Source organism: Streptomyces sp. NPDC059994 (genome assembly GCF_042737755.1).
GTDB lineage: Bacteria > Actinomycetota > Actinomycetes > Streptomycetales > Streptomycetaceae > Streptomyces.
In genome coordinates this window covers 30,170-56,595 of sequence record NZ_JBHWUR010000021.1, presented here as the reverse complement: position 1 = coordinate 56,595, position 26,426 = coordinate 30,170, and the positions used below count along the sequence as shown (strand labels likewise).

Genomic DNA, 26,426 nt, shown 5'->3' with positions numbered 1-26,426 from the left:
AGACTCCCGCTCGTGGCCAAGGTGACGCGGGATGATGTGGCGAGACTTGCGGGTACGTCGACCGCGGTCGTCAGCTATGTCATCAACAACGGACCGAGGCCGGTCGCCCCGGCCACGCGCGAGCGGGTACTCGCCGCGATCAAAGAGCTGGGCTACCGGCCCGACCGGGTTGCCCAGGCGATGGCCTCCCGGCGCACGGACCTCATAGGCATGATCGTCCCGGACGCGCGCCAGCCGTTCTTCGCGGAGATGGCGCACGCGGTGGAGCAGGCGGCGGCCGAGCGCGGGAAAATGGTCCTGGTCGGCAACTCCGACTATCTGGACGACCGCGAGGTCCACTATCTGCGGGCGTTCCTCGGTATGCGGGTCGCCGGTCTGATCCTGGTCAGCCAGGGTCCCAGCGAGCGCGCGGCGGCCGAGATCGACGCCTGGGACGCGCGCGTGGTGCTCCTCCACGAACGGCCGGAGGCGATCGACGACGTGGCCGTCGTCACGGACGACATCGGCGGGGCCCAGCTGGCCACCCGCCACCTCCTCGAACACGGCCACGCGTACGTGGCGTGCCTCGGCGGGGTCGAGTCGACCCCGGCGGTCGGCGACCCGGTGGCCGACCACGTGGAGGGCTGGCGGCGGGCGATGCTGGAGTCCGGGCGCTCGGTGGACGGGCGCCTTTTCCAGGCCCCGTACAACCGGTACGACGCGTACCAGGTCGCGCTGGAGATCCTCGCCGGGCCCGACCGGCCGCCGGCGATCTTCTGCTCCACCGACGACCAGGCGATCGGCGTGCTGCGCGCGGCTCGCGAGCTGCGCATCGACGTGCCGGGTGAGCTGGCGGTCGCGGGCTTCGACGACGTGAAGGAGGCGGGTCTCACGGACCCGCCCCTCACCACGGTCGCCTCCGACCGCCCCGCGATGGCCCGCGCGGCGGTGGACCTGGTCCTGGACGACGCGCTCCGCGTGGCGGGCTCACGACGGGAACGCCTGAAGCAGTTCCCTTCGCGGTTGGTGATCCGCCGGTCCTGCGGCTGCGGCTAGCTTTCGCGGGGGCAGCGCTCTGGCTGCGGGTGGCTTTCGCCAGGGCAGCACTTCGGCCGCGGCTAGCTTTCGCCAGGGCAGCGCTCCGGCCGCGGGTGGCTTTCGCCAGGGCAGCACTCCGGCCGCGGGTGGCCTTCGCCAGGGCAGCACTCCGGCCGCGGGTGGCCTTCGCCAGGGCAGCACTCCGGCCGCGGGTGGCTTTCGCCGGGGCAGCGCTCCGGCTGCGGGTGGCTTTCGCCAGGGCAGCACTCCCGCTGCGGGTGGCTTTCGCCAGGGCAGCACTCCGGCTGCGGCTAGCTTTCGCCAGGGCAGCGCTCCGGCTGCGGACCGTGCGTGGCTGGTCGCGCAGTTCCCCGCGCGCCTCTCCGGCCCAGTCTTCGCCTGCGAGCCCGTGGGGGCTGAGCGCGCAGTTCCCCGCGCCCCTTGGGCAGTCCGCCGCACCCTGACGACTCGGGTCGGCCCCAGGCCTTCAGGGGCGCGGAACTGCGCGCTCAGCCCAGCACGGTCCGCAGGCTGAGACCGGCTCAGTCCGTCAGCTCGACCTGGATCTCGACCTCGACCGGCGCGTCCAGCGGGAGGACCGCGACGCCGACCGCGCTGCGGGCGTGCACACCCTTGTCGCCCAGAACCGCACCGAGCAGCTCGCTCGCACCGTTGATGACGCCCGGCTGCCCCGTGAAGTCGCTCGCGGAGGCCACGAAACCGACGACCTTCACCACGCGCGCGATGCGATCGAGGTCACCCGCCACCGACTTCACGGCCGCGAGGGCGTTCAGCGCACAGATACGCGCCGCGTCCTTCGCCTCCTCGGCCGTCACCTCCGCACCGACCTTGCCGGTCAGTGTGAGCTTGCCCTCGACGATCGGCAGCTGCCCGGACGTGTACACGTACACACCGGAACGCACGGCCGGCTGGTACGCGGCCAGCGGCGGCACGACCTCCGGCAGCGTCAGGCCGAGTTCGGCCAGCTTCGCCTCCACCGCGCCGCTCATGCCTGCTTCTCCCGCTTCAGGTAGGCCACCAGCTGCTCGGGGTTGTTCGGCCCGGGAACGACCTGGACCAGCTCCCAGCCGTCCTCGCCCCAGGTGTCCAGAATCTGCTTGGTCGCGTGCACGAGAAGGGGCACGGTCGCGTATTCCCACTTGGTCATGGGGCCGACTGTAGCCGCTGCCGGAGGCAGCCTCATGCGTAGGCCGTCGGGGGACTGGTTAGGCTCGATGGCGTGAGCAGGCTCCAGGTCGTCAGCGGCAAGGGCGGTACCGGCAAGACCACGGTCGCCGCTGCCCTCGCGCTCGCCCTCGCGACGGAGGGCAAGCGCACGCTCCTCGTCGAGGTCGAGGGCAGACAGGGCATCGCACAGCTCTTCGAGACGGAAGCCTTTCCGTACGAGGAGCGGAAGATCGCCGTGGCGCCGGGCGGCGGGGAGGTGCACGCGCTGGCGATCGACGCCGAGCGGGCCCTGCTCGACTACCTCCAGATGTTCTACAAACTGGGCTCGGCGGGCCGCGCCCTGAAGAAGCTCGGCGCCATCGACTTCGCCACCACCATCGCCCCGGGCGTCCGTGACGTCCTGCTGACCGGCAAGGCGTGCGAAGCCGTCAGGCGTAAGGACAAGCAGGGGCGGTACGCGTACGACCATGTGGTCATGGACGCCCCGCCCACCGGGCGGATCACCCGCTTCCTCAACGTCAACGACGAGGTCGCCGGGCTCGCCAAGATCGGCCCGATACACAATCAGGCGCAGGCCGTGATGCGGGTGCTCAAGTCCCCCGAGACGGCCGTGCACCTGGTGACGCTCCTGGAGGAGATGCCGGTCCAGGAGACCGCCGACGGGATCGCCGAGCTGCGCGCAGCCGAGCTACCGACCGGCGCGGTCATCGTGAACATGGTCCGCCCGCACCTGCTCGACGAGGAGGCGGTCCGGGGCGTCACCGGCGACCGGCGCAAGGAGGTCGCCAAGGCGCTCACCCGCGCCGGGGTCACCGGCTCGGCCAAGCTGGTCACCCCGCTGCTCCAGGAGGCCGCCGAGCACGCCGAGCGGGTGGAGCTGGAGCGCGATCAGCGGGCGGTGGTCGGCTCGTTGGGGCTTCCGGCGTACGAACTGCCCCTGATCGGCGAGGGAATGGACCTGGCCGGGCTCTACCGCCTGGCCACACGACTGCGAAGGCTCGGGGTGGGGAAGTGAGTGGGGAAGGGGGTGGGGAAGTGACCATGGACTCGGCCGCGCCGCTCGGCATCGATCCCCTGCTCGACGACCCGAAGACGCGGATCGTGGTGTGCTGCGGATCCGGCGGGGTGGGCAAGACCACGACGGCGGCGGCGCTGGGGCTGCGGGCCGCCGAGCGCGGCCGCAAGGTGGTCGTGCTGACCATCGACCCGGCCCGCCGGCTCGCCCAGTCCATGGGCATCGACACCCTCGACAACACCCCGCGCCGGGTCAAGGGCGTCGAGGGCGACGGCGAGCTGCACGCCATGATGCTCGACATGAAGCGGACCTTCGACGAGATCGTCGAGGCGCACGCGGACCCCGAGCGTTCCCGGGCGATCCTCTCCAACCCCTTCTACCAGTCCCTGTCGGCCGGCTTCGCGGGCACGCAGGAGTACATGGCGATGGAGAAGCTGGGCCAGCTGCGGGCCCGCGACGAGTGGGATCTGATCATCGTCGACACCCCGCCGTCGCGCTCGGCGCTCGACTTCCTGGACGCGCCGAAGCGGCTGGGGTCGTTCCTGGACGGCAAGTTCATCCGGCTGCTCATGGCCCCCGCCAAGATGGGCGGCCGGGCCGGGATGAAGTTCCTCAACGTCGGCATGTCGATGATGACCGGCACGCTCGGCAAACTCCTCGGCGGCCAGCTGCTGCGGGACGTCCAGACGTTCGTGGCGGCGATGGACACGATGTTCGGCGGCTTCCGCACCCGCGCCGACGCCACCTACCGGCTGCTCCAGGCACCCGGCACCGCGTTCCTCGTGGTCGCGGCGCCGGAGCGGGACGCGCTGCGCGAGGCCGCGTACTTCGTGGAGCGGCTGGCGGCCGACTCGATGCCACTGGCCGGTCTGGTGCTCAACCGGGTGCACGGCAGCGGCGCGGCCCGGCTGTCGGCCGAGCGGGCGCTCGCGGCGGCGGAGCATTTGGAGGAAGAGGCCGTCCAGGAGGCCATCCAGGAGCCCACCGAGGGGCCTGGGGAAAATCTTGTCGACGGCCGCATTGTCGATCAGGGGTGCGGGAAGGCTGAGGATCGTGACACCGGTGGTTCCTCTCCCGAAGCTCCCTCCCCCACCGGATCCGAAGACGGCGTGTCGGTCGGTCGGCTGACCGCCGGTCTCCTGCGCCTGCACGCCGAGCGGATGCAGGTGCTCGCCCGCGAACAGCGCACGCGTGATCGCTTCACCGCGCTCCACCCCGAAGTCCCGGTGGCCGAAGTGGCCGCCCTGCCCGGCGACGTACACGATCTCGCCGGGCTCCGGGCCATCGGGGAACGGCTCGCGGCCCAGGAAGAGCCGGCCGGAGCGTTCTGATACGTCTGGTTACGTACGTGTCGTACGTGCGTGGGCCTACCCCACGGCCGCGTACGTCTCATCCATGGCGTGCCGGTAGGCGTACGCCTCCTCGTCGTCCATGCCCACGGGCAGGATGCCCGTGCTGCGCTCGTACTCCGTACGCGCCGTCTCCAAGAGACGGCGCCAGGACGTGACGGTGGGTCGTCGGCGCAGCAGTGCGCGACGCTCCCGCTCCGTCATTCCGCCCCACACGCCGAATTCGACGCGGTTGTCCAGTGCGTCCGCGAGGCACTCGGTCCGCACCGGACATCCGGTGCACACCGCCTTCGCCCTGTTCTGAGCCGCACCCTGTACGAACAGTTCGTCCGGATCGGTAGTGCGGCAGGCTGCCTGCGCACTCCAGTCGGTTACCCAGCCCATGCCGGCGCCGTCCTCTCCCGAATCGAGGCTCCCCCACGGCGGCAGAGGCATATTCACCGCTGCCAGTTGAGGACGTTACGGAAGGTGGGCACAGCGCAACACCCCCTTCGGGCCCAATCTTGAATGGCCCGAACGGACTATGCGTACGCGGCAGATCACCCAACGGAGTGAGCTGGGGGCAAATGTGAGAAACCCGACCAAGCGGGACGTTTCAGTTGAGCCACAACGGACGCCTGGTGACGCATGAGGCGTAAACGGGCGGCGAATCCGGACGGCCGCCCTCTTGCGAGAGCCGAACAGCAATAAACATCGACTTGATGCGCAACCGCACTGCTGTGACAGTTGAGGGCAGCTTAGGCCAGAGCATTGACCCGTGTCCGGCGAATCAGAACGTAGGCTGCCCCCATGGCAAAGAAGCGCTCGGGCGGTGGTCTGACCGGGACCCAGCAGGCCGCCAAGTTCGTCGGGGTGAGTGTGCTCTCCGGAGCCGTGCTCGCGGGCATCGCGCTGCCCGCGTTCGGCGCGCTGGGGCTCGCGGCCAAGGGCACGGTCGAGGGGTTCGACGAGATCCCCGCCAATCTGAAGACCCCGCCGCTGAGTCAGCGCACCTCGATCCTGGACTCCAAGGGCGGTCAGATCGCGACGGTGTACTCGCGCGACCGCACGGTGGTCCCGCTCGCGGACATCTCGCCGTACATGCAGAAGGCGATCGTCGCGATCGAGGACTCGCGCTTCTACGAGCACGGCGCGATCGACCTCAAGGGCGTGCTGCGCGCGGTCAACAAGAACGCCACGTCGGGCGGGGTGGCCCAGGGAGCGTCCACCCTCACCCAGCAGTACGTGAAGAACGTCTTCGTGGAGGAGGCCGGCGACGACCCCGACAAGGTCGCCGAGGCCACCCAGCAGACGCTCGGCCGCAAGGTCAAGGAGCTCAAGTACGCGATCCAGGTCGAGGAGGAGCTCGGCAAGAAGAAGATCCTGGAGAACTACCTCAACATCACGTTCTTCGGGCAGCAGGCGTACGGCGTCGAGGCCGCCGCCAAGCGCTACTTCTCCAAGCCGGCCAAGGACCTGAAGCTGGAGGAGGCCGCCATGCTGGCGGGCATCGTCCAGTCGCCGAGCCGGTACGACCCGGTCAACGACGCGCAGGAGGCCAAGAAGCGCCGCGACACGGTCCTGCAGCGGATGGCCGACATGAAGGACGTCTCGCAGGCCGAGGCGGACCGCGCCAAGGCCGCGCCGATCAAGCTGAAGGTCTCCAAGCCGAAGAACGGCTGCATCACGGCCGTCAGCGGCGCGGGCTTCTTCTGCGACTACGTGCGCGAGGTCTTCCTCTCCGACCCGGTCTTCGGCAAGACCAAGGAGGAGCGGGCCAAGCTGTGGAACCAGGGCGGTCTGACGGTCCGTACGACCCTGGACCCGCAGGCCCAGCAGTCCACCCAGGCCTCCATCAAGGGCCACGTCTACCAGTCGGACAAGGTCGCCACCGCCGTGACGCTGGTCCAGCCCGGCACCGGCAGGATCATGGCGATGGGCCAGTCGCGGCCGTACGGCTTCGGCAGCCACGAGACGCAGATCAACTTCTCGGTGAACAAGCAGCTGGGCGGATCGAACTACGGCTTCCCGGTCGGTTCGACGTTCAAGCCGTTCCTGGCCGCCGCCGCGATCGAGGGCGGCAAGCCGCCGACGCAGCAGTACCCGTCGCCGTACGAGATGGACTACCCGGCGACCGTGCAGACGTGCAGCGGCAAGCCGTGGGTGAACATCAGCGACGAGCACCTGGAGAACGAGAACGAGTCCGAGAACGGGCCGTACCCGCTGAAGACGGCGATGGAGAAATCCGTCAACACGTACTTCGTGCAGATGCTCGGCGAGATCGGCATGTGCCCGGTCGCGCAGATGACCGACAAGCTGCACGTGGTGCAGGGCAACGGCGCGAAGCTCCCGATGGTGCCGTCCGCGCTGACGCTGGGCTCCACCGGTATCTCCCCGCTGAACATGGCGAGCGCGTACGCGGCCTTCGCCAACCGGGGCACGTACTGCACTCCGGTCGCCATCGAGTCGATCAAGAAGGCGGACGGCACGGCGCTGCGGGTGCCGAAGTCCTCGTGCAGCCAGGCGATGTCCCAGACCACGGCGGACAGCGTCAACACGCTGCTGCGCGGCGTGACCGACTCCGGTACGGGTGCGCTGGCCGGTCTGTCGGACCGCGACAACGCGGGCAAGACCGGTACCACCGACCAGCGCAAGAACGCCTGGTTCGTCGGCTACACGCCGAACATGTCGGGCGCGGTGTGGGTCGGCAGCCCGTCGCAGAGCGTCGAGATGGAGAACATCACGATCGGCGGCGTGTACAAGGAGAAGGTGTACGGCGGTGAGGTCCCCGGACCGATCTGGAAGGACGCCATGACGGGCGCCCTCTCAGGCCAGCCGGCCCCCAACTTCGTGACGGTCAACATCCCCGACCCGCAGCCCAAGGACCCGCCGGCGGGCGACGCGGGCGACAACGCCAGGGGCAACGGCAAGGGCAAGGGCGGCAGGAAGCACCGCCCCGGCGGCGGCGACAACAAGCCGGGCGGGGGCATCACGGTCCCGCCGAACCCCGGCATCTCCATCCCTCCGGGAGTGATCGGCGGGGCGACGGACGGGGTGATCGGGGGAAACTTCCCGTAGCCGCAGCCCTGCCCTGGCCCTTGTCCTTCAGGGCTGGCAGATGAAAGGGGCGCCCGGGTGATCCCGGGCGCCCCTTTCACATCTGTACGTGGGGGGCGTCAGCCCGCCAGGAGGCGCTTGACGGTGGCGGCTACCCGCCCGCCGTCCGCCAGCCCCGCCACCTTCGGCTTCACGATCTTCATCACGGCGCCCATGGCCTGCGGCCCCGCCGCGCCCGCGGCCTTCGCCTCCTCGACGGCCTGACCGACGATCGCGGTCAGCTCGTCGTCGGACAGCTGCTTGGGCAGGTACGCGTCGAGGATCTCCCCCTCGGCCCGCTCCTTCGCGGCCGACTCGGCCCGGCCGCCCTGCTCGAACGCCTCGGCCGCCTCACGCCGCTTCTTCGCCTCCTTGGCGATCACCTGCAGCACCTCGTCGTCGGAGAGCTCGCGCGCGCTCTTGCCCGCGACCTCCTCCTTGGCGATGGCGGTGAGGGTCAGTCGCAGCGTCGACGAGCGCATCTCGTCGCGCGCCTTCATGGCGGTGGTGAGGTGTTCCTTGAGCGTGGCCTTGAGCGTGGTCATGCGCCCCAGTGTGGCAGGTGGCGCCCCCGGGGCGCGTGCCAGTTTCGCGCCGGGAGCACGGGGACGGGCGTGCGCGGGGCGCGGCGGGGGGCGTACGGAAGGCCGGCGAGCCACCCGCGAAGACCGTAGGCGTACGTACGTCTGCAACGATGGACGCATGCGCGCGCGATACGGGATTCCTCTGAAGACAACGGCGGCGATCACGGCGATCGGCGCGGCCGGCATCGCCTATGCGGCCGGATTCGAAGCCCGCTCCTTCCGGCTCCGCCGGGTGACGGTGCCGGTGCTGCCGAGCGGCGCTCGGCCGCTGCGCGTACTCCAGGTCTCGGACATCCACATGGTCGGCGGCCAGCGCAAGAAGCGCGCCTGGCTGCAGTCGCTGGCGGGGCTGCGCCCGGACTTCGTGGTCAACACGGGCGACAACCTGTCGGACCCGGAGGGCGTACCGGAGGTCCTGGACGCGCTGGGCCCGCTGATGGACTTCCCCGGGGTGTACGTCTTCGGCTCGAACGACTACTACGGCCCGAAGCTGCGCAACCCGGCCCGCTATCTGATCGAGAAGGTCCAGGGCAAGCACGGCCTGAACGGCAACGCGCCCGCCGTCGGCGTCGTCCACAACCCGTGGGAGGAGCTCCAGGACGCGTTCGACGCGGCGGGCTGGATCGGCCTCAGCAACGCGCGGGGCCGGCTGAAGCTGGACGGCCTGGAGCTCGCGTTCACCGGCCTGGACGACCCGCACATCAAGCGCGACCGGTACGCGAAGGTGGAGGGCGGCCCGGACAAGGACGCGGACCTGTCGATCGCGGTGGTCCACGCCCCCTACATCCGCTCCCTAGACGCCTTCACCGCCGACGGCTACCCCCTGATCCTGGCCGGCCACACCCACGGCGGCCAGCTGTGCGTCCCCTTCTACGGGGCCCTGGTCACCAACTGCGACCTGGACACGGACCGGGTGAAGGGCCTCTCCACCCACGAGGCGGACGGCAACCGCGCCTACCTGCACGTCTCGGCGGGCTGCGGCACGAACCGCTACACCCCGGTCCGCTTCGCCTGCCCCCCGGAGGCAACCCTGCTGACCCTGACGCCCCGCCCCTGACCGCCCCCCGAAACCGGATTTCGTCTCCGGCCGCCGGTGGGCTAAAGTAAACGACGTCGCCGCGACAACCGGTGACATCGGGGTGTAGCGCAGCTTGGCAGCGCGCTTCGTTCGGGACGAAGAGGTCGTGGGTTCAAATCCCGCCACCCCGACAGAGTAAGACCAGGTCAGGGGCCTGATCCTCACTGAGGATCAGGCCCTTCCTGCGTCTCCGGTGATCGTTTGGGAGAAATCTGGGAGAAGATCTTGGTTGGGGTCTCCCAAAGGGCAGCAGCCATCCCCTCCTGATCACCACCTGCCAGCATCCCCCCGTGTGCACATCCGCGAACTGGACGCCGCGCCACCCGGAGCCGTGCCAACGATTCATCCCGAAGCAACTGGGGCAGGCGCTCGATCATGGGCCGACACACCCTTCACGCGCCGCGACGGCCCACGGGCGTGCGTGCAACCGCACTGCCGTCATGCCACCCAGGCAAGCCCTCGCGTCCCTGGCGCCTTATGACCGACGAGACCGACGACCACAATAGGTCAGCCACAGTCAAGTTCGGTCACTCTCCCATGACTTCAGGTCACATGTCGCCAACTTCTAGCAGAAATAAGAAGTTATCCACTCGGATTATCAACTACGCGCTACCGTCGGGTTGTTGCCAAGCCATCCGAGTGCGTACCTGATCCCATTGGGGGCCTATCGTGAGCATTGCCGTCGACCCGCTGCGACTGTCCAAGCCTCAAGACTCCAGCACCTATCTCGCCATCAAGACCCCTCAGGGCGGCCGCACGGTCTACAGCGTGCGCGTCCCCCTCCTCGACTTGCCAACGATCCTGCCCGTCCCCGATCCCAACAATGTCGACAAGGACAACCGCAAGGTCGACCGCCTTCACGCCAAGCACTTCGGCGAGTACCTCGACGCCAAACAGGACTGGGTCGCTCCCGCTCTGCTGGCCCGGGATGGCGGTGGATGCACCTTCGAGAAGGTAGATGACCAGGGCGCCGTCGGCTACATCACCGTTCCGTGGGCGATTGGCGGCATCTCCAGCTTGCGGACCATCGACGGCCAGCACCGCGTGCTCGGCGTCGCCATCGAGAAGCAGCGCATCACTGACGCCATCTCCGCTGTCGATCGCGAAATGGCTCGCAAGGTCAGCCCGGAGAAGGCCGCGAAACTCGAGGCTGAACGCGAGAAGCTCATCGGCCAGATGAACCGCCTCAAGGCTGAGTACGTCGGCCTAGACATCTATGTCGAACCGGACCCGATCAAGTCTCAGCAGATGTTCGTGGATGTTGCCGACAACGCCAAGGGCATCAGCAGCGCCGTCCGCGCTCGTTTCGACAGCTACAAGGTTGCCAACCGCACCCTGTCCGATGTCATCGACCACCCGTTGCTCAAGGGCCGAGTCGACGCCGAGCAGGACCGCATGACGCTCAAGAACCCCAACTTCATGGGTGCCAAGCACGTCGCCGACATCACCCGCTCCGTCATCGCCGGTGCCGGCGGCCGTATCAGCAAGAAAGCCGAGCAGACTCTCACCGATGGCGAGGTGATCGAGCAGGTCAAGGACTTTCTCGACGTCATCTCCAACGCCTTCACCGACCTCGCCTCCCTCACCGAGGACGATCCCGAGACAGAGCGTCAGCCTGGAGAGCTCACCATGGCTCAGGAGGTCCGCCGGTCGTCGCTCCTCGGATCGGTGGGTATGCTCCGCGTTCTCGGTGGCGTGTTCCGAGAGCTGCGGGCGGGCGAGAATCCGGTCGAACTCGACGACGTCACCGACTTCTTCAAGCGACTCGACCCACACATGGCCACGCCGGTCCCCGAGACCAGCATTTGGCGTACCACCTCAGCCAACGTCGACTTCGAGCCGAACGCTTCGGCACCGATCATGCGGACGCAGAACATCGTCCATCTCGTGAGCGTTATCGCCAACTGGTATAAGAAGGCACCCGCCACCCTGTAGCCGATGCATCGGATCGGAACGAGGGCGCCGCTCATCACGACCGCGCTCTTCGCGCGTCTGGCACGAAGGGGGTGGCGTCTGCTGGTAGCCGAGCTGCTTGAGGCGTTCCTCGTCGGACACGCGGGAGACATCGAGAGGCATAAGGGATCCGTCCTTCGTACGGGAGAGGGATGGGCCGAGGGTTCAGGGGTGCCGGCGCCGGGGCGGGCTGTAGGCCCAGGCGCGGTGGCGCAGGAACAGATCGCCGGCCTGGCCGCAGTAGGACCACGGGGCCTGGGTGGCGTACGGGCCGATCGCGTCGAAGACCTCCAACGCCTCGCTGTGACGGCCCGCGAATGACAGAGCGTGGGCGAGGTAGTTGGCGTCATCGGCGAAGCAGGCGTGCGGCTGTGGGGCTCGGTAGCGCCACCAGCGTTCCAGCACGGGATCGATCTGCGGGCACTCGACCCAGGGGTGGATCGTCAAGCCGTACGTCCGCTGGTTCAGCTCCTGGCGGGACCGGTGCGCCTCCGCCAGGACGACCAAAGGCAGGACAGCGATCGGCAGCCCTTGGGGAGCGGTGGATGCCTCCTCGTCGGCCCACCACGCCGCCTCGCCCGGCCTGCCGTAATGGCGGGAGAACAGGAAGGTGACGACCTCGTGGTGCGCCTCGCGATTCCACGGGTCGCGCTGCTTGATCTCCTTCCACACGCGACCGAGCGTGTCCCGGTCGGGAGCGTGGGTACGAAGTAGCGCGAGCATGACAACGAGAGGGGCTACATCCTGCGGCCACACATCCAGAACGGTGCGGCATGTGGCCCAGGCTTCCTTCATCAGTCCCCAGCCGCTGTCGCGCCCGGCGATCATCGCGCGCAGAGCCTGCACGTTCGCGAGAAGGGCCAGCGCGTGCGGTGAGCGTGGTTCGGCCTTCGCCCACGTGTCGGCGAACCTGAGCCGCGCCCCGGCCTCGGCGAGGACCTGGAGGCGGAAGATTCGACGGTCCCAGTCAGATCCAGTGGAAGCCAGCAGGTCTCGTGGGCCTTCCCAACGGCCCATGGAGGCGTCTTCCAGGACTCGTCGCAGCGCCTCGTCGTCGCGCGCGGGGTGGGAGTCAAGAAGTTGTCTCGTTCTCATGTCTTCCTGCCCCCGTCCGTTTCCGCCTGACGCGTCGGTTGCCTCTCAGCGCCCTGGCCTCGCTTCCCTCGAAGAGGTGGTCGATGCGGCCAAGACCGGGTTGATTTCCAGACGCCGGGATGAGGCGCGAGCCAGCCGAATGGCTCTACTTGATTGCGGGCCCAGGTAGGGGGTCCGTACCCTTCCGGGCAACGCGTAGACGGAGACGAGTAGCCAGGGATCACGCGAGCAGAGAGAGCCGCCGGCAGCTGGGAAGGCGGTCTCGCACCCCACGGTGAAGACCCTCCTGAGCGCGGGGAGGAACGACCTCGTGGTCCAATGCCCCGCCGGCCGGCCCCCGTCATCAGGCCCGAATGAGGCCGCCACCTGGTGGCGGTGAAAGTGCGGTGGTACCGCGAGTTCCCTTCTCGCCCGCACTCCCAAGGGATCATGACGACGTCCTCAGGAGGACCGAAATGATCCACAGCCGCGTTCACATCTCCGACCTGCGAGAACACGTCGGCCGTACCGTTACCGTCTGCGGATGGGTGAACACCCTTCGCCTGCAGAGCAAGATGCAGTTCGTCATCGTGCGGGATGGCACCGGCATGGTGCAGGTGACCCACAAGCGCGACGGTGGGCCGCAGGAGGGCCTGCTCGAAGCCCTCACCCCCGAGTCCGCTGTGCGCGTAACTGGGCGCGTCATTGACGCCGCCCAGGTGAAGCTCGGCGGCCTTGAGATCGTCCCCGAGACGGTCGAGGTTCTGAACCCGGCCGCCACGCCCCTGCCGATCGACGAGCACACCGGGCTGGAACAGCGCCTTGACTGGCGTTTCCTGGACGTACGCCGTCGCCCCGCGGCCCAGCTGCTGTTCGCCGTACAGACCACCCTGGAACAGGGCATGCGCGAGTACGCCTACGCGCAGGGGGCCACGGAGATGCACACGCCCAAGCTCATGGGAACTGCCTCGGAGTCGGGAGCGGAGGTGTTCAAACTCGGTTACTTCGACCGCAGCGCCTACCTGGCGCAGTCCCCGCAGTTCTACAAGCAGATGGCGATCGCGGCGGGCATCGACAAGGTCTTCGAGATCGGGCCGGTCTTCCGTGCCGAGCCGTCGTTCACCTCCCGGCACGCCACCGAGTTCACCGGTGTCGACGTTGAGTTGGCCTGGATCGACGGGGTCGAGGACGTGATGGTGTTCGAGGAGCGGATGCTCGCCCACGCCATCGGCAAAGTCGCTGATGCGCACGGGACAGCGGTCGCCGAGCACTTCCGTGTCGAGATCACGGTTCCCACGACGCCTTTCCCCCGTATCAGCATGGCCGAGGCACACGAGATCCTGCGCAAGGGCGGCTGGGACCCGCAGGGAGTCAAGGAGGACCTCGACCCGGAGGGCGAGCGGAGCCTGTCGGCCCACATCAAGGAGATCACCGGGCACGAGTTCGTGTTCATCACGCACTATCCAGTGGGCATCCGGCCCTTCTACCACATGCGGCCAGCCGACGACCCGAGCGTGACCTTGAGCTTCGACCTTCTGTGGAAGGGACTGGAGGTCACCACTGGCGCCCAGCGGGAACACCGCTACGAAGTACTGCTGGAGCAGGCCGCCGAGAAGGGCATGAGTCCCGAGCCGTTGCAGGACTACTTGAACGCGTTCCGCTACGGATGTCCGCCGCATGGGGGACTCGGCATGGGCTTGGGGCGCGTGCTGATGGTGATGCTCGGCCTGGACTCGATCCGCGAGGCCACCTTCCTCTTCCGCGGCCCGAACCGGCTCACCCCATAGCCAGCGGGGATCCGCCTCCCACGGCACGAGCAAGTGCCTCGTGCCGTGGGAGGCAGGCTCAGTAACGGACATTGCGCAGGTCATGCGTCCACGCCTCGCCCGGGTTCTTGTCCCAGTAGGCCCGCAGTGCCAGCTCGCGCTCGGAGAAGCTGCCCTGGTGGCACAGGCCGCCGTGGGAGAGGGTGACGCTCATTGCCAGCGTCGACTCGGTGGTGACCCAGTGGGGGGTCAGCGCATGGCTCCAGAGCTGGTCACCTGGCCGCATGGTGACGGACTGCCGATCTGCCGCGTCGTGTTCGGGTGGATCCTCGCCTGTGGTTGCGCCGATGACCGCAGCTTCGGCCGATAGGTGCTGGTCGGGCACGAGATAGCTGTGGAAGGCCTTAGTGCCGTGGACCTGCCAGACCAGTCCGTGCGAGTTGTCGTTGTGGTAGGTCGACGCGGCTCCTCGGGTGGACACAAACAGGATGGGAGCCAGTCGCTGCCAGGTGAACCCCTGGGCGGACAGGTGGGTGCGCCAGGGGATCATGACTGCCTCCTGAAAGCTGTGCAGGAGGTTGTCGTAGAAGCGGGTGAGGTCGAAGTGCACCAGCCGGAACGGCCAGGTGATGATCTCTTCGAGCGGCGCGGTACGGAAAGCTGCGGTGCGGTCCATGCGCACCTGCCAGTCGTCCTCTCCGAGGATGGTGAACCGGACCTCGTCGTCGGTGCGGAGGTGGTCGAGGACATCGATGGCCGGCACGAACGTGTAGCCGAAGGGGACCTCCAGTGGGAAGTTGGGCGGCTGCTTCCAACGGAAGATGAAGTCGTCGGGCGTCGTGATCGTCATAGAGCGTTCCAGGGAGTCGGGAGGCGTCCATTCGCTGTCAGACGGCAGTGCGCTGCGCGCCGTCCTCGGACGTACTCGCGGGGCGGCAGATGGCAGCGCAGTCCGGGATCACCAGGTCCTGTGCCGGAGCAGTCAGGAGATGTCTGATGGCGGCGCGGGGAGCGTGCACATTGACCGCCGCCTGCCCGTAGGGGCAGCGGCGGATATCGCCCTCTGCGGAGACGTAGGCGGTTGTCGAGCGGCACGACCACCGCTCGACAGCGTCTGTGGGAAGTTGCAGATCTTCCAGCTCTTCGAGGTAGGACCTATACCGGGTGGACAGGGCGAAGTAGCGCCCGAGGACGTCGGCGTCGTGCCGCTGCTGCGCCAGGTATTCCTGGACCGACTTGCCCTCACGGCGCAGAGTGCGCGCGTCGAGCACGACGGGGCTGAACTGGACCTCCACTCCGGCCTCGGACACGAGGCGGACCAGGTCCTGGCACTCCTCGTCCCGAAGACCCCAGCAGGTGACGTGCAAGATCGTTGCTGCGGTGCCGACGGTGCGCAGCGTGTCGATGCCGGAGGCCGTACTGCGGGTCGTGCGGCCAAGCCGCATCGCACCCTGTGAGTCAGCGGAGACGGTCACATTGGTAAGCAGATGTGTCACCTGCGAGAGGGCGATGACCTCGGCCACGGTTCGGGCCGAGGTCACCATGGACACTGCCATGCCGAATTGTCGCGAAAGGCGGACGAGTTGCCGGAGCTGAGGATGGTGTGTCGGCTCGCCGCCGCTCAGGCACACCGCCTCGACGCCCGCTTCCTTCAAGCGCGACAGGGCGCGGGTGTACGTCGCCGTGTTCAGGAAGCCGTGGGCGCGGTCGGCGCGGAAGCAGAACCCGCAGGCGACTTTGCAGTGCCCGGCAGTGGAGATCAGGGCGGTACGGACGCGGGTACTCATTGCACCCCCGTGTTGTCCCACACAGCGATCTCCACGGTGCTCGTGTAGAACGCGCACATCTCCGGGTCGGGCGTACTGCCACCGACGAGAGCTTGCTCGTTACGGGATGGGCCACCGCAGATGGCTACTGCAGGACAGTCGCCGCACTGGGGAATCGGCGCGATCTCTTTGGCTACGCCAGCCAGGAGGCCAGGGTCGGCTCGTAACTCGTCGAGCGTGTGGAGGAACGAGGGTTCGCTGAAGTTGATGTCGCAGAGGCTGATCCGGCTGCCGGGGAGCAGGGCAGCGTTGAGGCTGCGGTCGCCCTGCATGTGGTCGAACAGCATCGGTCGTCGGGTGTCGAGTGCCTGGAAGGCGCGGTCCAGGACGGAGAAGAGCATCCCGCCCCGTCCCAGGGCGGCCACCCGAGCCTCGTACAGCTCGTGGGCAAGTTCAGTGCCACTGACTCTCCAGGCTCCACCCGTCGGAATCGGTGTGTTGACGTAGATGAACTTCAGCCCGAGCGTTCCGATGATCCATCGGACAGTCTCGGCGAGGCGTCCGATGTTCGCGGTGGTCGGGGTGAGATTGCACCCCACATGCAGCCCGTCGGCTTCGACGAGGCGGGCGACGTTGCGGCGGATGCGGTCGTCGGCGGGCTGGCCCCCGAGCAGGAGGCGGTTCGCCGAGTTGATGCTCGGGGGGCCGTCGATGGAGATGCCCACCCCGTACTCGTACGCAATGAAGTGGTCGAGGGCCTCGTCCGTCAGCCGGGCACCGTTGGTGACGACCGTACGCCGTACCCTGCCCACGTCATAGCGGTCGGCGAGAGTGTCGGCGAGCTGATCACCGTAGCGCATGAGGTCAAACCGGATGGTCGGTTCACCGCCGAACCACTGGATGGAGACTTCCTCCTGCCCGGCGTTCTGCTCGAACAGGAACCGCAGTCCCTCCGACAGCTCCTCCTGCGTCATGTCGGGCTTACCAGAATTGGTGTGGACGAAGCAGTAGTCGCAGGCCATGTTGCACCGGTCGGTGAGGACCACGCGCAGGCCACTGATGCGGCGCGGGGTGGCGTCGAGGCCAAGGAGCCGGAGACGCCGGCGGAGTGCTTCGCGCCGGTCGGCCACAGGGCCGCCGGGGGTGAAGCCGAGCCCAGCAAGGGCTTCATGAGTCGCGGTCGGGGGGACCCCGGCGAGGTCGTGGACCTCGCCGGGGTCGATGAACACACTGCCCAGGCCGACCGGGTCGAGGAGAACCGCTTCCCCGTCACGTTCGTACTGGAAGTACTTCCCCCACATCATCCGGGGGGCGGCCATGGTGGTCAGGCCGCCGCTTCCTCTTCAGCGATCCCCAGCTCACCCATGACCGCGCGGACCGTCTCCTCAGCGGCGCCCTGGAGCTTCGCGGAGGCCGCCGGGGAACCGCCGTCGGCGAGGACGATCACTCCGGGGAGCGTCGGGTTCGGTGCGATGACCGTGATGCCGGCCGGGGCGGTGCTGATGACCATGACTGCGCCCTTCAGCTCTACCCAGTCGGTCCGTTCCTTAAGGGCCTCGATGATGCGGCCCTGCTTCTCTTGGAAGGCGGCCTGCTCGCCCATCCACACGCCCGCCTTGGCCTTGGAGTCCACGACGTCCGCGTAGATGAGGTGATCCTGCTTTTCTCGCCTGGCTTGAGGCATGACTGGCCCTCTCTCGGTGTTGGAAGGTCTTGGAGCAACCAGTTGCACCCGCCGAGTCGCGGCAGGCGCACTGCGTCTTGCGCGCAACAACGTCACGATGCACACCTCGTTGTTACGTGGCGCCATCTTGCGGACTCCGGCGGGTCCTCTTCGAGGACTCCTACGGGTCTCCAACAGGACTTCCACCGGACCTAGTTGCCGTGTGGCGGGCGGTTTCTCGCCGCATGAGGACACTGCGTGTCACTCTGAGGGGAGGGCTCGTTCAGAAGGAGATTCATGTCCCGTCCCGCAGGAAACACGCGGCTCAAAGCCGCGCGCCTGGCCGCTGGTTACAGCTCCCAGCAAGCCCTGGCTGATGCCATCACCACGGCGGCATTGACACTCGGCATCAGAGGTCTCGCTGTCGGCGTCCGGCAGGTACGGCGTTGGGAGTCCGCTACGCCGCCCTGGCCACAACCCGATGTGCACAGGGTCCTGGCCCACCTCCTGGGACAAAGCATGGAAGACCTAGGCTTCACTCCACCGTGGGGAGGTACGCGCTCCCAAGCAGGCACGGCGCTCAATACCGCCCCTCGCGTTCCCCTGCCGGGTGCGCGGCAGGCATCGGTGCCCGCCCTGCAGACGACTACGACACAACCAGGAACGATTGGGCGCGACTTCGGTGCCATCACACGGTCACACCGCCAGCTGTACTGGTCCGTCGCCCCAGCAGTCCTTCACCCGGCGGTCCTGGAGCACACCCGGCTTGGATGCGCCCTCCTCCCAGAGACGGCGAACCCGGCCCGTCAGACTCTCGCCGCCGCACTGGCCGAGTCCTACCTGCTGGCCGGCCGCATCGAATTCTTCGATCTGCGACAGCCTGAACGGGCCTCCGATACCCTCCTGCGGTCCTTGCAAGCGGCGGGCGAAGCGGACGACCCCCTGCTCGGAGCGGCCATCCTCGCCCACATGGCCTTCATACCGGGCTGGACAGGCGAGCGGGATGCGGCGATCGAACGCATGACAGCTGCCCGGACGTATGCCCGCCGCGGCGAAGCATCGGCGGAGTTCTGGGCATGGCTGGATGCCGTCGAGGCGGAGTGCGAAACTCTGTGCGGAGACCCTCACGCGGCGCTGCGCTTGATCCGACATGCCGAGGACGCTCTGTCCAAAGGCGCCGACCACGCCTCCCCTGACTGGCTGGACTGGTTCAGCCCAGTCCGCCTGTCCGCGTTCAAGGGGAATACCCAGCTAAAGGCCGGCCACCTCCCCCAGGCGCGTCAGACACTCCACGAGGTACTCGACGCCTTGCCCCCCGAGTCGGCCAAGCAAAGCACCGTCGTCCTGGGAGACCTCGCCGCGGTCGAAGCCTCCGACGGCCGTCCGGAGGAGGCGTGCCGATATGCCATCCAGGCCCTGGATCAGTTGGCGATCACCTGGTACGCCACCGGCATGGACCGCGTCCGTGAGGTCCGCCGCACGCTCGCACCGTGGCAGAACGAGCAGTGCGTGCGGAACCTCGACAACCGCCTCTACGACTGGGGTACGACAGTCAGCGCCCTTCAGCGTTGAACTTGGCGATCTTCTCCGGGAGCTCCGCGAGCGAGTCGATGCGCATCGTCGTGATCGCGTCCGCTTCGGGGTCGCGCTGCTGGATCGTGCCCCAGGGGCCGCGTCGGATCAGGGCCGTCAGCAGTCCCGCCTGCACGGCGGGGCGGATGTCGTTGTCGAGCCGGTCACCGACGTACAGGATTTCCCCCGGCTCGGCGGGTGTCGCTTCGATGACGTGCTCGAAGAACGCGACGTCCGGCTTCGACGCGCCCCAGTCATCGCTGGTGGCGATCAGGTCGGAAGGAAGATCCAGGCCGCGCAGCAGTCCGCCGGCCCGCACGGTCTGGTTCCCGGCGATGCCCACCCAAAGCCCAGCCTCCCGCAGGGCGGCCAGCGTCGGCCGGACATCCGGGTACAGATCGTCTTCGCCGAACCATTCCGGTTTCCCGGCTGCCGCTCGCTTCTCCCGCTCCTCGGTCAGATCGAAACCGGGGCGGAACTCCTGGAAGGTCTCTCGATAGTCCCGCCCTTGCGCGATGACCGCCCCGAACATCGCGGCGAAGGTATGCCGCGGAACTCCCAGCCAGTCCGCCCAGGTCCCGTACTCCCGGGTCTCGTCAACAAGGCACTCACCGACGTCGAACACCACTGCACGAATCATGTTCGGCAGGTTAGACGGTCCGACGCGGGCAGGAAGCAACCCTTTCGGTCTACGGCCCGCTCTTCCTCGCCAGCGCCATGGCGGCCGCCCGAGCGGAGGACCGGACGACGACGCAGCCCTTCCACTGGGAAGCCGACGAAGCCGTGCGACGGCAGGGCACCGACGCCAACCACCTGTGGACGGCTTCGGTCTGGGCTCACGAATCGACACGACCGCCCTGCCCCTGGAGCGACGCATACGACACAGCCTCGAAGTCGCCAGGGCGCTGAGCTCCAACAGCACCGACGAAGCCCTGGCCGTCTTGCTGGAAGCAGAACAGGCCGCGCCCGAGCAGGTGCGCCACCACTACCTGAGCTGGGAACTCGTCATCGGCTGTATCCGCGGCACCCGATGCCGACCGTCCCAGTCCGTGGCCGAGCTGGCCCGCAGTCTCGGCGTCACCGGCGGTTAGAGTCCGTCCTGTGAGCGAGAACGACCACGAAGCGAAGATGGCCCACTCGCGCATGGCAGCTGGCGCCCCCTTCTTCGACGACGCCGACCGGGTGCTGCTCGTCGAGCCCTCGTACAAGGACTAACGCGACACCCCCGGCGGATACGTCGAGCACGGGGAGTCGCCCCTGCAAGCCTGCGTGCGCGAAGTCCGCGGGGAGCTGGGCATCAAGCCCGCCATGGGCCGCCTGCTCGTCGTGGACTGGGCACCGAATCCAGGCGAGGGTGACAAGGTCCTCTACCTCTTCGATGGGGGTCGCCTCAGCGCGGATGAGGGTCGGCACATCGAGCTTCAGGCCGACGAGCTCAGCGGGCACGCCTTCCACGACATCGAAAAGAGCTGCCAAAACTCACCATCCCCCGCCTCGTACACCGTATCGTCGCCAGCGTCGAGGCCCGTGCTTACGGTGTGACTGCCTACCTGGAACACGGGGTGGCACCGGGAGCAGCGCGCTGAGCCCGAGGCGACAGTGCGGCTTCGCCGACCAGGGCTGTGCCGACAGGCACCACCTGCACGACAATGGCCAATGGGACCAGACGCCCCCTCTCGTTGCCCTATATACCTTGATGCTCTTGGAGCTCTCGCTGTGACGCTCTCTGCCCCTCCTTCGCCTACCGCGCTCGAAACCGTTTTTAAGCGGGTAATCGAGCGCAAGGCTGTCCGTGCCGAAGCAACACTGCAGGCGGACATCCGCCAGTTCCTGCTGGATGCGGATCTCAACCTCGGCGAGCAGGATCTCCTGGCTCCCGTGATGGAAGCGCAGGTGGGCGACGGCACCGGTCACCGCATCGATATCGAGATGGGCGCGACCGTCATTGAGGTCAAGAAGGACATCAGTCGCCCAAAGATCCGCAAGGATGCGGTCGCGCAACTGGCGAAGTACGTGCGGGCCCGGACTGAGCAGCGCGAGCGGCGGCACGTCGGCATCCTCACCGACGGCGCTGATTGGCGCGCCTACACGCTGGTCAACGACGAGCTGAACGAGGTAAACCATTTCGATGCGCGGGAGCGCAACGTTAAGACGTTGGACCTGGTCCGGTGGCTCGAAGGCGTCCTTGCGACGTCCGAGGGTGCGGCACCCACGCCAGATGCCATCGCAGCCCGCCTTGGGGCGGACAGCGTCGCCCACTCCATCGACAAGGCGGTCCTCTCCGCGCTGTACGAGGAGAACAAAAGCCTGCCAACCGTCCGGCTGAAGCGCGATCTGTGGGCGCGTCTGCTACGCAGCGCCCTGGGCGCCCAGTTCGAGGACAGCGATGACCTATTCATCGAGCACACGCTCCTAGTGAATATGGCCTCGATCATCGCCCACGCGGTGATGGGCATCGATGTGAAGGACACCCCGCCTGCCTCACTGGTTCACGGCCAGCTGTTCACGCAGGCGCGGATCTCGGGTGTGGTCGAGTCGGACTTCTTCGGCTGGCCGCTGGAGACCGAGGGTGGCGAGGGCTTTGTTCAAGACGTGTCTCGTCGCCTCGCCGGCTTTGACTGGTCACGGGTCGAGCACGACGTACTGAAGGTTTTGTACGAGTCGGTGATCGGCGCGGAGACCCGTAAGAAGCAGGGTGAGTACTACACACCGGACTGGCTGGCGGAAGCGACGGTGATCGAGGCTGTCCCCGACCCCCTGAACCAGCGGATCATGGACCCGTCATGTGGTTCTGGCACGTTCCTCTTTCACGGCGTCCGCCGCTACCTGGCCGCCGCGCAGGAAGCTGGGCTGCCATTGCGCGAAGCGCTGGACGGCCTCCATGACCATGTTGCGGGCATCGATCTCCACCCTGTCGCCGTGGCGCTGGCCCGCGTCACCTACCTCCTCGCTATCGGCCGCGAGACGCTTACCTCCGAGGAGCGCGGACCGATAAGTGTTCCCGTCTACCTGGGCGACAGCCTCCAGTGGGACCAGCGCACCGACCTCATCGACCACGGCCACCTTGTCATCCAAACCGGTACGGGCAACCAGCTCTTCACCAACGAACTGCGTTTCTCGGAAGACTTGCTGCATGACGCCAGTCGTTTCGACGCGATTGTCAATGAGCTCGCTGATAAGGCGGCCGACCCGCATCGGGGTCAGGGGAAGTTGCCCTCACTTGTTGCTCTCTTCAACCGGCATGGGGTCTCCAACGCGGACGACCGGGAGGAACTGACAGATAACTTTCGCGTCCTATGCGATCTGGTCGATGAGGACCGGAACCACATCTGGTCCTACTACGTTCGAAACCTCGCCCGCCCCATGTGGCTATCCCGCGCCGAGAACCGTGTTGACGTTCTCGTTGGCAATCCGCCGTGGCTGTCATATCGGCACATGCCCGAGGACATGCAAAAGACCTTCAAAGCGATGATGCGGGACCGGGGTCTGTGGAAGGGGTTCGAGGTCGCCACCCATCAGGACCTGTCAGGTCTCTTCATCGCCCGCGCGGTCCAGCAGTACCTGCGCGTGGACGGTTCGTTCGCTTTCGTCGTACCCAACCCAGTGCTGGACCGCCCCTACTGGACCGGTTTCCGCACCGGGGATTGGGCTGACCCTGACCACCCCGTCAAGGTCAACTTCACTGGTTCCTGGGACCTGCGCCGACTGCGTCCACACTTCTTTCCCCGCGCCGCCGCCGTCGTTTTCGGGCGCCGCCGCTCCCTTGCCATCGGGCAACAGGGCAACAGCGCCGTCGCACTGCCCAGGCAGACCGAAATCTGGACCGGGAAGATTGCCAAGAGCGCCGCTCGTTGGGAACGCGCCAGGGGCTGGATCACCCGGAAGGCAGGTGAGCTGCGCTATCCCAAGGACGGGCTGATCAGCTCGCCGTACCGGGACCGGTTTGGGCAGGGGGCTACCGTCGTTCCCAAGGTCCTTTTTTTCGTCCGGGAACAGACTGCCAGTCCTCTCGGGCTCGGAGGCGGTCGCGTCTCGGTCCGCTCGCAGCGCAGCGCGATGGAGAAGAAGCCCTGGAAGGAACTCCCCGACCGGGAAGGAACGGTCGAGAAGCAGTTCGTTCGGCCCATCCTGCTCGGGGAGCACATCGTTCCCTACAGGATCATGGGTGCCGACAAGGTCGTCCTGCCCATCGAGGGGACGAATACCATCATGGATGGTGAGCATGACCACCTCGACCGATACCCGGACCTGGCGAAATGGTGGCGCGACGCCGAACGTCTCTGGAATGACAATCGCTCCAGCGCTCGGCTTTCCCTGGCCGAACAGCTCAACTTCCGGAAGAAGCTCACCGAGCAGCTTCCCGGCGCGCCTCTACGGGTGGTGTACGGCGCCTCTGGAATGCACATGTCCGCCGCGCTGGTGGATGATCCGAACGCAGTTATTGAGCACGCCCTGTACTGGGCTACGGTCGCAACCCGGCAGGAGGGCATGTACCTCCTTGCGCTACTCAATACCCCCCGCCTCACCGAAGCCGTGCGCCCGCTGATGTCCTACGGCAAGGACGAGCGGCACATCGACAAGGCCGTATGGGAGCTGCCCATTCCGGACTTCGATCCGGCGGACGCCAAGCATGCACGAATCGCGGAGATCGGTGAGGCGGAGGCCCAGCGGATCGCGGAGCTGAAGTTCGAAGGCGGCAAGAGCTACATCCAGATCCGCCGAGCCCTGCGCAATTTTCTCCTCAGCTCTACCGACGCCGAAGAACTGGATCAACTGGTCACCGAACTAATCGGCTGAAAGTCGCTGGCCCTTTGACCGTTCGGCTCCCTCCTCTGCCTTCAGGCGGAGGAGGGACGAAGGATCCCCTGTCCGGCCCTGAGTCGGGCGGTCGTCGTGGCTTTACGCCGCACGTCGGGCATGTGAGGGAAGGCGTCCTTTGTCTAGCGTGGCCAATAGGGCGGCGGTGAGACGGACGGGTCCACACGCTCGAAGCGGTGCTTGCTCCCCGGATTCAAGCCCTTGATGTGAATCAGCTGCTGTATTTCTACTTCGTTGAGCTCGCTGACGATCAAGGGTATGGCTGCCACTACCGCGCCCATAGCCAAGCCCAGACCAGCCATGCCCTTATGTGCCTGGCTGAAGCGGATGTGATGCATGCCCGACTTCTTGATGGCCTCCGTCTCTGACGGGTCCTCCAGCTGTCGGGCGTCCCTGGTCAGGAAGGCGTCGAAGCCTTTTCTCGCAGCATCGGGGAGGAGCGCGAGATCCTTCTTGCCTGCCCATTTGATCTCGCTGACGTGCTTGACCTCGTGTCCGGGCAGGAGACGCCTGAGCATCTCCAGCACCTGTACGGGGACGTTCTCGTCGATGAGGATCCGCATCAGGCAGTGCGCGCTCCCGCGCTGTAGCTGTCCACGTATAGCGCGAAAGAAGCAGCGTCACGCGCTGCGTCAGCGGTGACGCCCGGATAGTAGTCGGCGATCTCCTCCGGCGGGATGCCGTCCTCAATCAACTCCGCGACGGTGTCGAAGGGGGTTCTCGTGCCCGTGATCACGGGCTGTCCCCCCTGGGTCTCCGGGTCGACAGTGACGTGCTGCTTCGGCTGGAGCAGGTGGGGGACGACGACGCCAGCTCTGGGAGCGAACTCCTGGAGAATGTCGGCCATGGTGGCGATAACCCGTTGGCCAGGGCGTTTGACCAGATCGGTGCCGTGGTCATCGTAGCCGGCGAGGACGATCGAGTCGCCCTCGGACACCAGGGAGTACCTGGACAGGTGCTCGACCTCCCCGATCTTTTTCAGGGTGGCCAGGGCTACGCGGATCTTCTGGAGCGACACGTCCTGGCGCAGGTGGGCGAACGCACGCAGCGCGAGTACGTCGCGGAAGGAGTACAGGGCCGGCCTGGCTGCCAGCTCGGGCTGAAGGATCGGCCCGTTGCCACGGTCCTGCCTCCACGTGCGCAGTTGTCCTACCGTCGCTCCCGAGAGGGCGGCAGCCATGCGGGCCGAGTACGCCATCTGCTGCCTCCCATTCTGGTTGTGTGCTGTGGGGTTCCAGCATCCCAGTTCCCCGATCAGGAACGCTACACAACGACGAGAGCCCAGATGCTCCAGATGCTCTGCGGCGAAGCGGTGGAACGTTCAGCGTGCGTGAGCGGACAGGCTGGCGCGAGCCATGTGCGCGTGTGTCTGGGGTGCGTGCCGCTGGCCAGCAAAAACAGGATCCAGTGCCACGGCTCGCCACACTCTGGTCCGCACCTCACCACCGGCTTCCTCTCCGACGTGGCCTCGTCGTCAGTGCCCCGCCGCGCGCCTACCCGCCTTCGTGCGTCCTGCAGGAGCCGAGTCGCCCTGACCATCGCGCAAACTTGCTACCGCAAGGCGGCCTACGGATGCTGCGCGCCGATCGGTCACCGCGCCAGCACCAGGCTCTGGGAGAAATTTGGGAGATGATCTTCTTCCCGAGACCGACCAAGACCCCGCCACACCAACCCAGACCATGCGCCTGACCTGCGCTTTCAGCAGATATGCAGGTGCCGATCTTGTTCGGACCTCATTCGGGACGAAGAGGTCGTGGGTTCAAATCCCGCCACCCCGACAGCTATAACACCAGGTCAGGGGCCTGATCCGCTTAGCGGGTCAGGCCCCTGAGTGGTTGTGGCAGCATTTTCGGGTCTGGTCGGGTCGCACCTCGGTCGTCATCAGTGGGCGGATCTCGCTGAGCGCATTTCGATCGGATAGCCCGCCATCCCTCAGCAGGTGTGCCTCTAAGTCGACACTCCGGTCACTATGCCAAGCAGCGTGAGCGCGAAGAATGCCGTGCCCCAGGCCAGCGCGTGGCGTATGCAGCGGTATTTGGTCCAGGCGATCTGGGACAGGGTCGCCAGTTGGTTCAGGTTCCGGGACACGAGGTCGGTGCGGCGGACCGTCCGCTCCAGGTGCCCGACCGACATCGCGAGCCTGACGTCGCCGAAGTAGTGGGTGCGGTAGTAGCGGGGATTTCCGAGCCGTGGGGTTACGGCCAGGCCCAGCAGGACGAGTGCCGGTACGCAGGCAGCGCAGCCCACCCAGAGGAGGAGCTGCGGAACGACGGCGTACTGCCGTGGGGCGATATCGCCGCTGCCGATCGCGCCAAGCTGGGCGGTCAGCGCCGCGCCCAGGGACGCCAGCAGGAGGCCGGCCTTGTTGTCGGCCTTCATGACCTCCTCGCGTGCCTCGGACAGCAGAACCCTGGCGAGTTCCGCGCCGCAGTCGGCTGTGGTGTCGACATCCGGGACCGTGTCGGTGTCGCCTCCGGGTGTGGTCATGCTTCCCCCTCCGTTCTGTCG

General features: G+C 67.2%; 23 protein-coding genes, 1 tRNA gene and 1 pseudogene. 12 read left to right on the top strand and 13 right to left on the bottom strand.

Annotated elements, in window-relative coordinates; all coding sequences use genetic code 11:
- Positions 1-12 precede the first annotated feature (12 nt).
- Positions 13-1,035 carry a LacI family DNA-binding transcriptional regulator gene (locus ACFWA7_RS14075; RefSeq protein ID WP_385543021.1) on the top strand — a complete coding sequence of 341 codons (1,023 nt, stop codon included), beginning with the start codon at positions 13-15 and terminating at the stop codon, positions 1,033-1,035.
- Between the two features lie 524 nt (positions 1,036-1,559).
- Here ACFWA7_RS14075 and ACFWA7_RS14070 read toward each other — a convergent pair.
- Both ACFWA7_RS14070 and ACFWA7_RS14065 read right to left on the bottom strand, forming a co-directional pair.
- Positions 1,560-2,027 (bottom strand): RidA family protein, encoded by a 468-nt coding sequence (locus tag ACFWA7_RS14070; protein WP_385543018.1) that lies wholly within the window; start codon positions 2,025-2,027, stop codon positions 1,560-1,562.
- Complete coding sequence (locus ACFWA7_RS14065) at positions 2,024-2,185, bottom strand: DUF4177 domain-containing protein (protein ID WP_003975360.1); 162 nt, start codon at positions 2,183-2,185, stop codon at positions 2,024-2,026. Before ACFWA7_RS14065 ends, ACFWA7_RS14070 begins: the two co-directional genes overlap by 4 nt.
- A 72-nt stretch (positions 2,186-2,257) precedes the next feature.
- Between ACFWA7_RS14065 and ACFWA7_RS14060 the strand changes: the two genes are divergently transcribed.
- Positions 2,258-3,220: an ArsA-related P-loop ATPase gene (locus ACFWA7_RS14060; protein WP_385543015.1), complete on the top strand. Its 963-nt coding sequence runs from the start codon at positions 2,258-2,260 to the stop codon at positions 3,218-3,220.
- A 26-nt stretch (positions 3,221-3,246) separates the two neighbouring features.
- The gene (locus ACFWA7_RS14055) at positions 3,247-4,551 is read left to right on the top strand and encodes an ArsA family ATPase (RefSeq protein ID WP_385543105.1); all 1,305 of its coding nucleotides are present in this window, start codon (positions 3,247-3,249) and stop codon (positions 4,549-4,551) included.
- Between the two features lie 36 nt (positions 4,552-4,587).
- Here ACFWA7_RS14055 and ACFWA7_RS14050 read toward each other — a convergent pair whose 3' ends face one another.
- Complete coding sequence (locus ACFWA7_RS14050) at positions 4,588-4,953, bottom strand: WhiB family transcriptional regulator (protein ID WP_371653482.1); 366 nt, start codon at positions 4,951-4,953, stop codon at positions 4,588-4,590.
- 405 nt (positions 4,954-5,358) lie between these two features.
- On the opposite strand from ACFWA7_RS14050, the gene ACFWA7_RS14045 reads away from it, so the two are divergent.
- The gene (locus tag ACFWA7_RS14045; protein WP_385543012.1) at positions 5,359-7,626 is read left to right on the top strand and encodes a transglycosylase domain-containing protein; all 2,268 of its coding nucleotides are present in this window, start codon (positions 5,359-5,361) and stop codon (positions 7,624-7,626) included.
- Between the two features lie 98 nt (positions 7,627-7,724).
- On the opposite strand, the gene ACFWA7_RS14040 is transcribed toward ACFWA7_RS14045, so the two are convergent.
- Positions 7,725-8,189 (bottom strand): GatB/YqeY domain-containing protein, encoded by a 465-nt coding sequence (locus ACFWA7_RS14040; protein ID WP_371653484.1) that lies wholly within the window; start codon positions 8,187-8,189, stop codon positions 7,725-7,727.
- 157 nt (positions 8,190-8,346) lie between these two features.
- On the opposite strand from ACFWA7_RS14040, the gene ACFWA7_RS14035 reads away from it, so the two are divergent.
- The 3 genes from ACFWA7_RS14035 (at position 8,347) to ACFWA7_RS14025 (ending at position 11,241) form a co-directional block, all read left to right on the top strand.
- Positions 8,347-9,285, top strand: a complete 939-nt coding sequence (locus ACFWA7_RS14035) for a metallophosphoesterase (protein ID WP_385823026.1) — start codon at positions 8,347-8,349, stop codon at positions 9,283-9,285.
- A 78-nt stretch (positions 9,286-9,363) separates the two neighbouring features.
- Positions 9,364-9,437: transfer RNA gene (locus ACFWA7_RS14030), tRNA-Pro, on the top strand.
- Positions 9,438-9,975: 538 nt separating this feature from the next.
- Positions 9,976-11,241: a DNA sulfur modification protein DndB gene (locus tag ACFWA7_RS14025; RefSeq protein ID WP_385823024.1), complete on the top strand. Its 1,266-nt coding sequence runs from the start codon at positions 9,976-9,978 to the stop codon at positions 11,239-11,241.
- 183 nt (positions 11,242-11,424) lie between these two features.
- Here the strand turns inward: ACFWA7_RS14025 and ACFWA7_RS14020 are convergent, their stop codons facing one another.
- The gene (locus ACFWA7_RS14020; RefSeq protein WP_385823022.1) at positions 11,425-12,354 is read right to left on the bottom strand and encodes a hypothetical protein; all 930 of its coding nucleotides are present in this window, start codon (positions 12,352-12,354) and stop codon (positions 11,425-11,427) included.
- A gap of 455 nt (positions 12,355-12,809) precedes the next feature.
- On the opposite strand from ACFWA7_RS14020, the gene aspS reads away from it, so the two are divergent.
- Positions 12,810-14,120: an aspartate--tRNA(Asn) ligase gene (gene aspS, locus ACFWA7_RS14015; RefSeq protein ID WP_385823020.1), complete on the top strand. Its 1,311-nt coding sequence runs from the start codon at positions 12,810-12,812 to the stop codon at positions 14,118-14,120.
- 58 nt (positions 14,121-14,178) lie between these two features.
- Here aspS and ACFWA7_RS14010 read toward each other — a convergent pair whose 3' ends face one another.
- Genes ACFWA7_RS14010 through ACFWA7_RS13995 form a run of 4 tightly spaced genes read right to left on the bottom strand, consistent with a single transcriptional unit; the run spans position 14,179 to position 17,549 of the window.
- Complete coding sequence (locus ACFWA7_RS14010) at positions 14,179-14,949, bottom strand: hypothetical protein (protein ID WP_385823018.1); 771 nt, start codon at positions 14,947-14,949, stop codon at positions 14,179-14,181.
- A gap of 37 nt (positions 14,950-14,986) precedes the next feature.
- A complete protein-coding gene (locus ACFWA7_RS14005) occupies positions 14,987-15,886 on the bottom strand; it encodes a radical SAM protein (protein ID WP_385823016.1) in 900 nt (299 codons plus the stop codon).
- A complete protein-coding gene (locus tag ACFWA7_RS14000; protein ID WP_385823014.1) occupies positions 15,883-17,184 on the bottom strand; it encodes a radical SAM protein in 1,302 nt (433 codons plus the stop codon). The genes ACFWA7_RS14005 and ACFWA7_RS14000 overlap by 4 nt, the downstream gene beginning before the upstream one ends.
- A gap of 5 nt (positions 17,185-17,189) precedes the next feature.
- Positions 17,190-17,549: a hypothetical protein gene (locus ACFWA7_RS13995; protein ID WP_385823012.1), complete on the bottom strand. Its 360-nt coding sequence runs from the start codon at positions 17,547-17,549 to the stop codon at positions 17,190-17,192.
- Between the two features lie 276 nt (positions 17,550-17,825).
- On the opposite strand from ACFWA7_RS13995, the gene ACFWA7_RS13990 reads away from it, so the two are divergent.
- Positions 17,826-19,100 carry a tetratricopeptide repeat protein gene (locus ACFWA7_RS13990; protein ID WP_385823010.1) on the top strand — a complete coding sequence of 425 codons (1,275 nt, stop codon included), beginning with the start codon at positions 17,826-17,828 and terminating at the stop codon, positions 19,098-19,100.
- Here ACFWA7_RS13990 and ACFWA7_RS13985 read toward each other — a convergent pair.
- On the bottom strand, positions 19,081-19,740 hold the full coding sequence (locus tag ACFWA7_RS13985; RefSeq protein WP_385823053.1) for an HAD family hydrolase: 660 nt from the start codon (positions 19,738-19,740) through the stop codon (positions 19,081-19,083). The genes ACFWA7_RS13990 and ACFWA7_RS13985 overlap by 20 nt on opposite strands.
- 175 nt (positions 19,741-19,915) lie before the next feature.
- Between ACFWA7_RS13985 and ACFWA7_RS13980 the strand changes: the two genes are divergently transcribed.
- From ACFWA7_RS13980 to ACFWA7_RS13970, 3 genes and pseudogenes are all read left to right on the top strand, one after another.
- On the top strand, positions 19,916-20,191 hold the full coding sequence (locus ACFWA7_RS13980) for a hypothetical protein (protein ID WP_385823008.1): 276 nt from the start codon (positions 19,916-19,918) through the stop codon (positions 20,189-20,191).
- 37 nt (positions 20,192-20,228) lie between these two features.
- Positions 20,229-20,686, top strand: a pseudogene (locus ACFWA7_RS13975) (NUDIX domain-containing protein).
- 130 nt (positions 20,687-20,816) lie between these two features.
- Positions 20,817-23,897: an N-6 DNA methylase gene (locus ACFWA7_RS13970; RefSeq protein ID WP_385823006.1), complete on the top strand. Its 3,081-nt coding sequence runs from the start codon at positions 20,817-20,819 to the stop codon at positions 23,895-23,897.
- A gap of 143 nt (positions 23,898-24,040) precedes the next feature.
- Here ACFWA7_RS13970 and ACFWA7_RS13965 read toward each other — a convergent pair whose 3' ends face one another.
- From ACFWA7_RS13965 to ACFWA7_RS13955, 3 genes are all read right to left on the bottom strand, one after another.
- Positions 24,041-24,481, bottom strand: a complete 441-nt coding sequence (locus tag ACFWA7_RS13965) for a DUF5615 family PIN-like protein (protein WP_385823004.1) — start codon at positions 24,479-24,481, stop codon at positions 24,041-24,043.
- Positions 24,481-25,098: a DUF433 domain-containing protein gene (locus ACFWA7_RS13960; protein WP_385823001.1), complete on the bottom strand. Its 618-nt coding sequence runs from the start codon at positions 25,096-25,098 to the stop codon at positions 24,481-24,483. Before ACFWA7_RS13960 ends, ACFWA7_RS13965 begins: the two co-directional genes overlap by 1 nt.
- Before the next feature lie 767 nt (positions 25,099-25,865).
- Positions 25,866-26,405: a Pycsar system effector family protein gene (locus tag ACFWA7_RS13955; RefSeq protein WP_385822999.1), complete on the bottom strand. Its 540-nt coding sequence runs from the start codon at positions 26,403-26,405 to the stop codon at positions 25,866-25,868.
- Positions 26,406-26,426 lie beyond the last annotated feature (21 nt).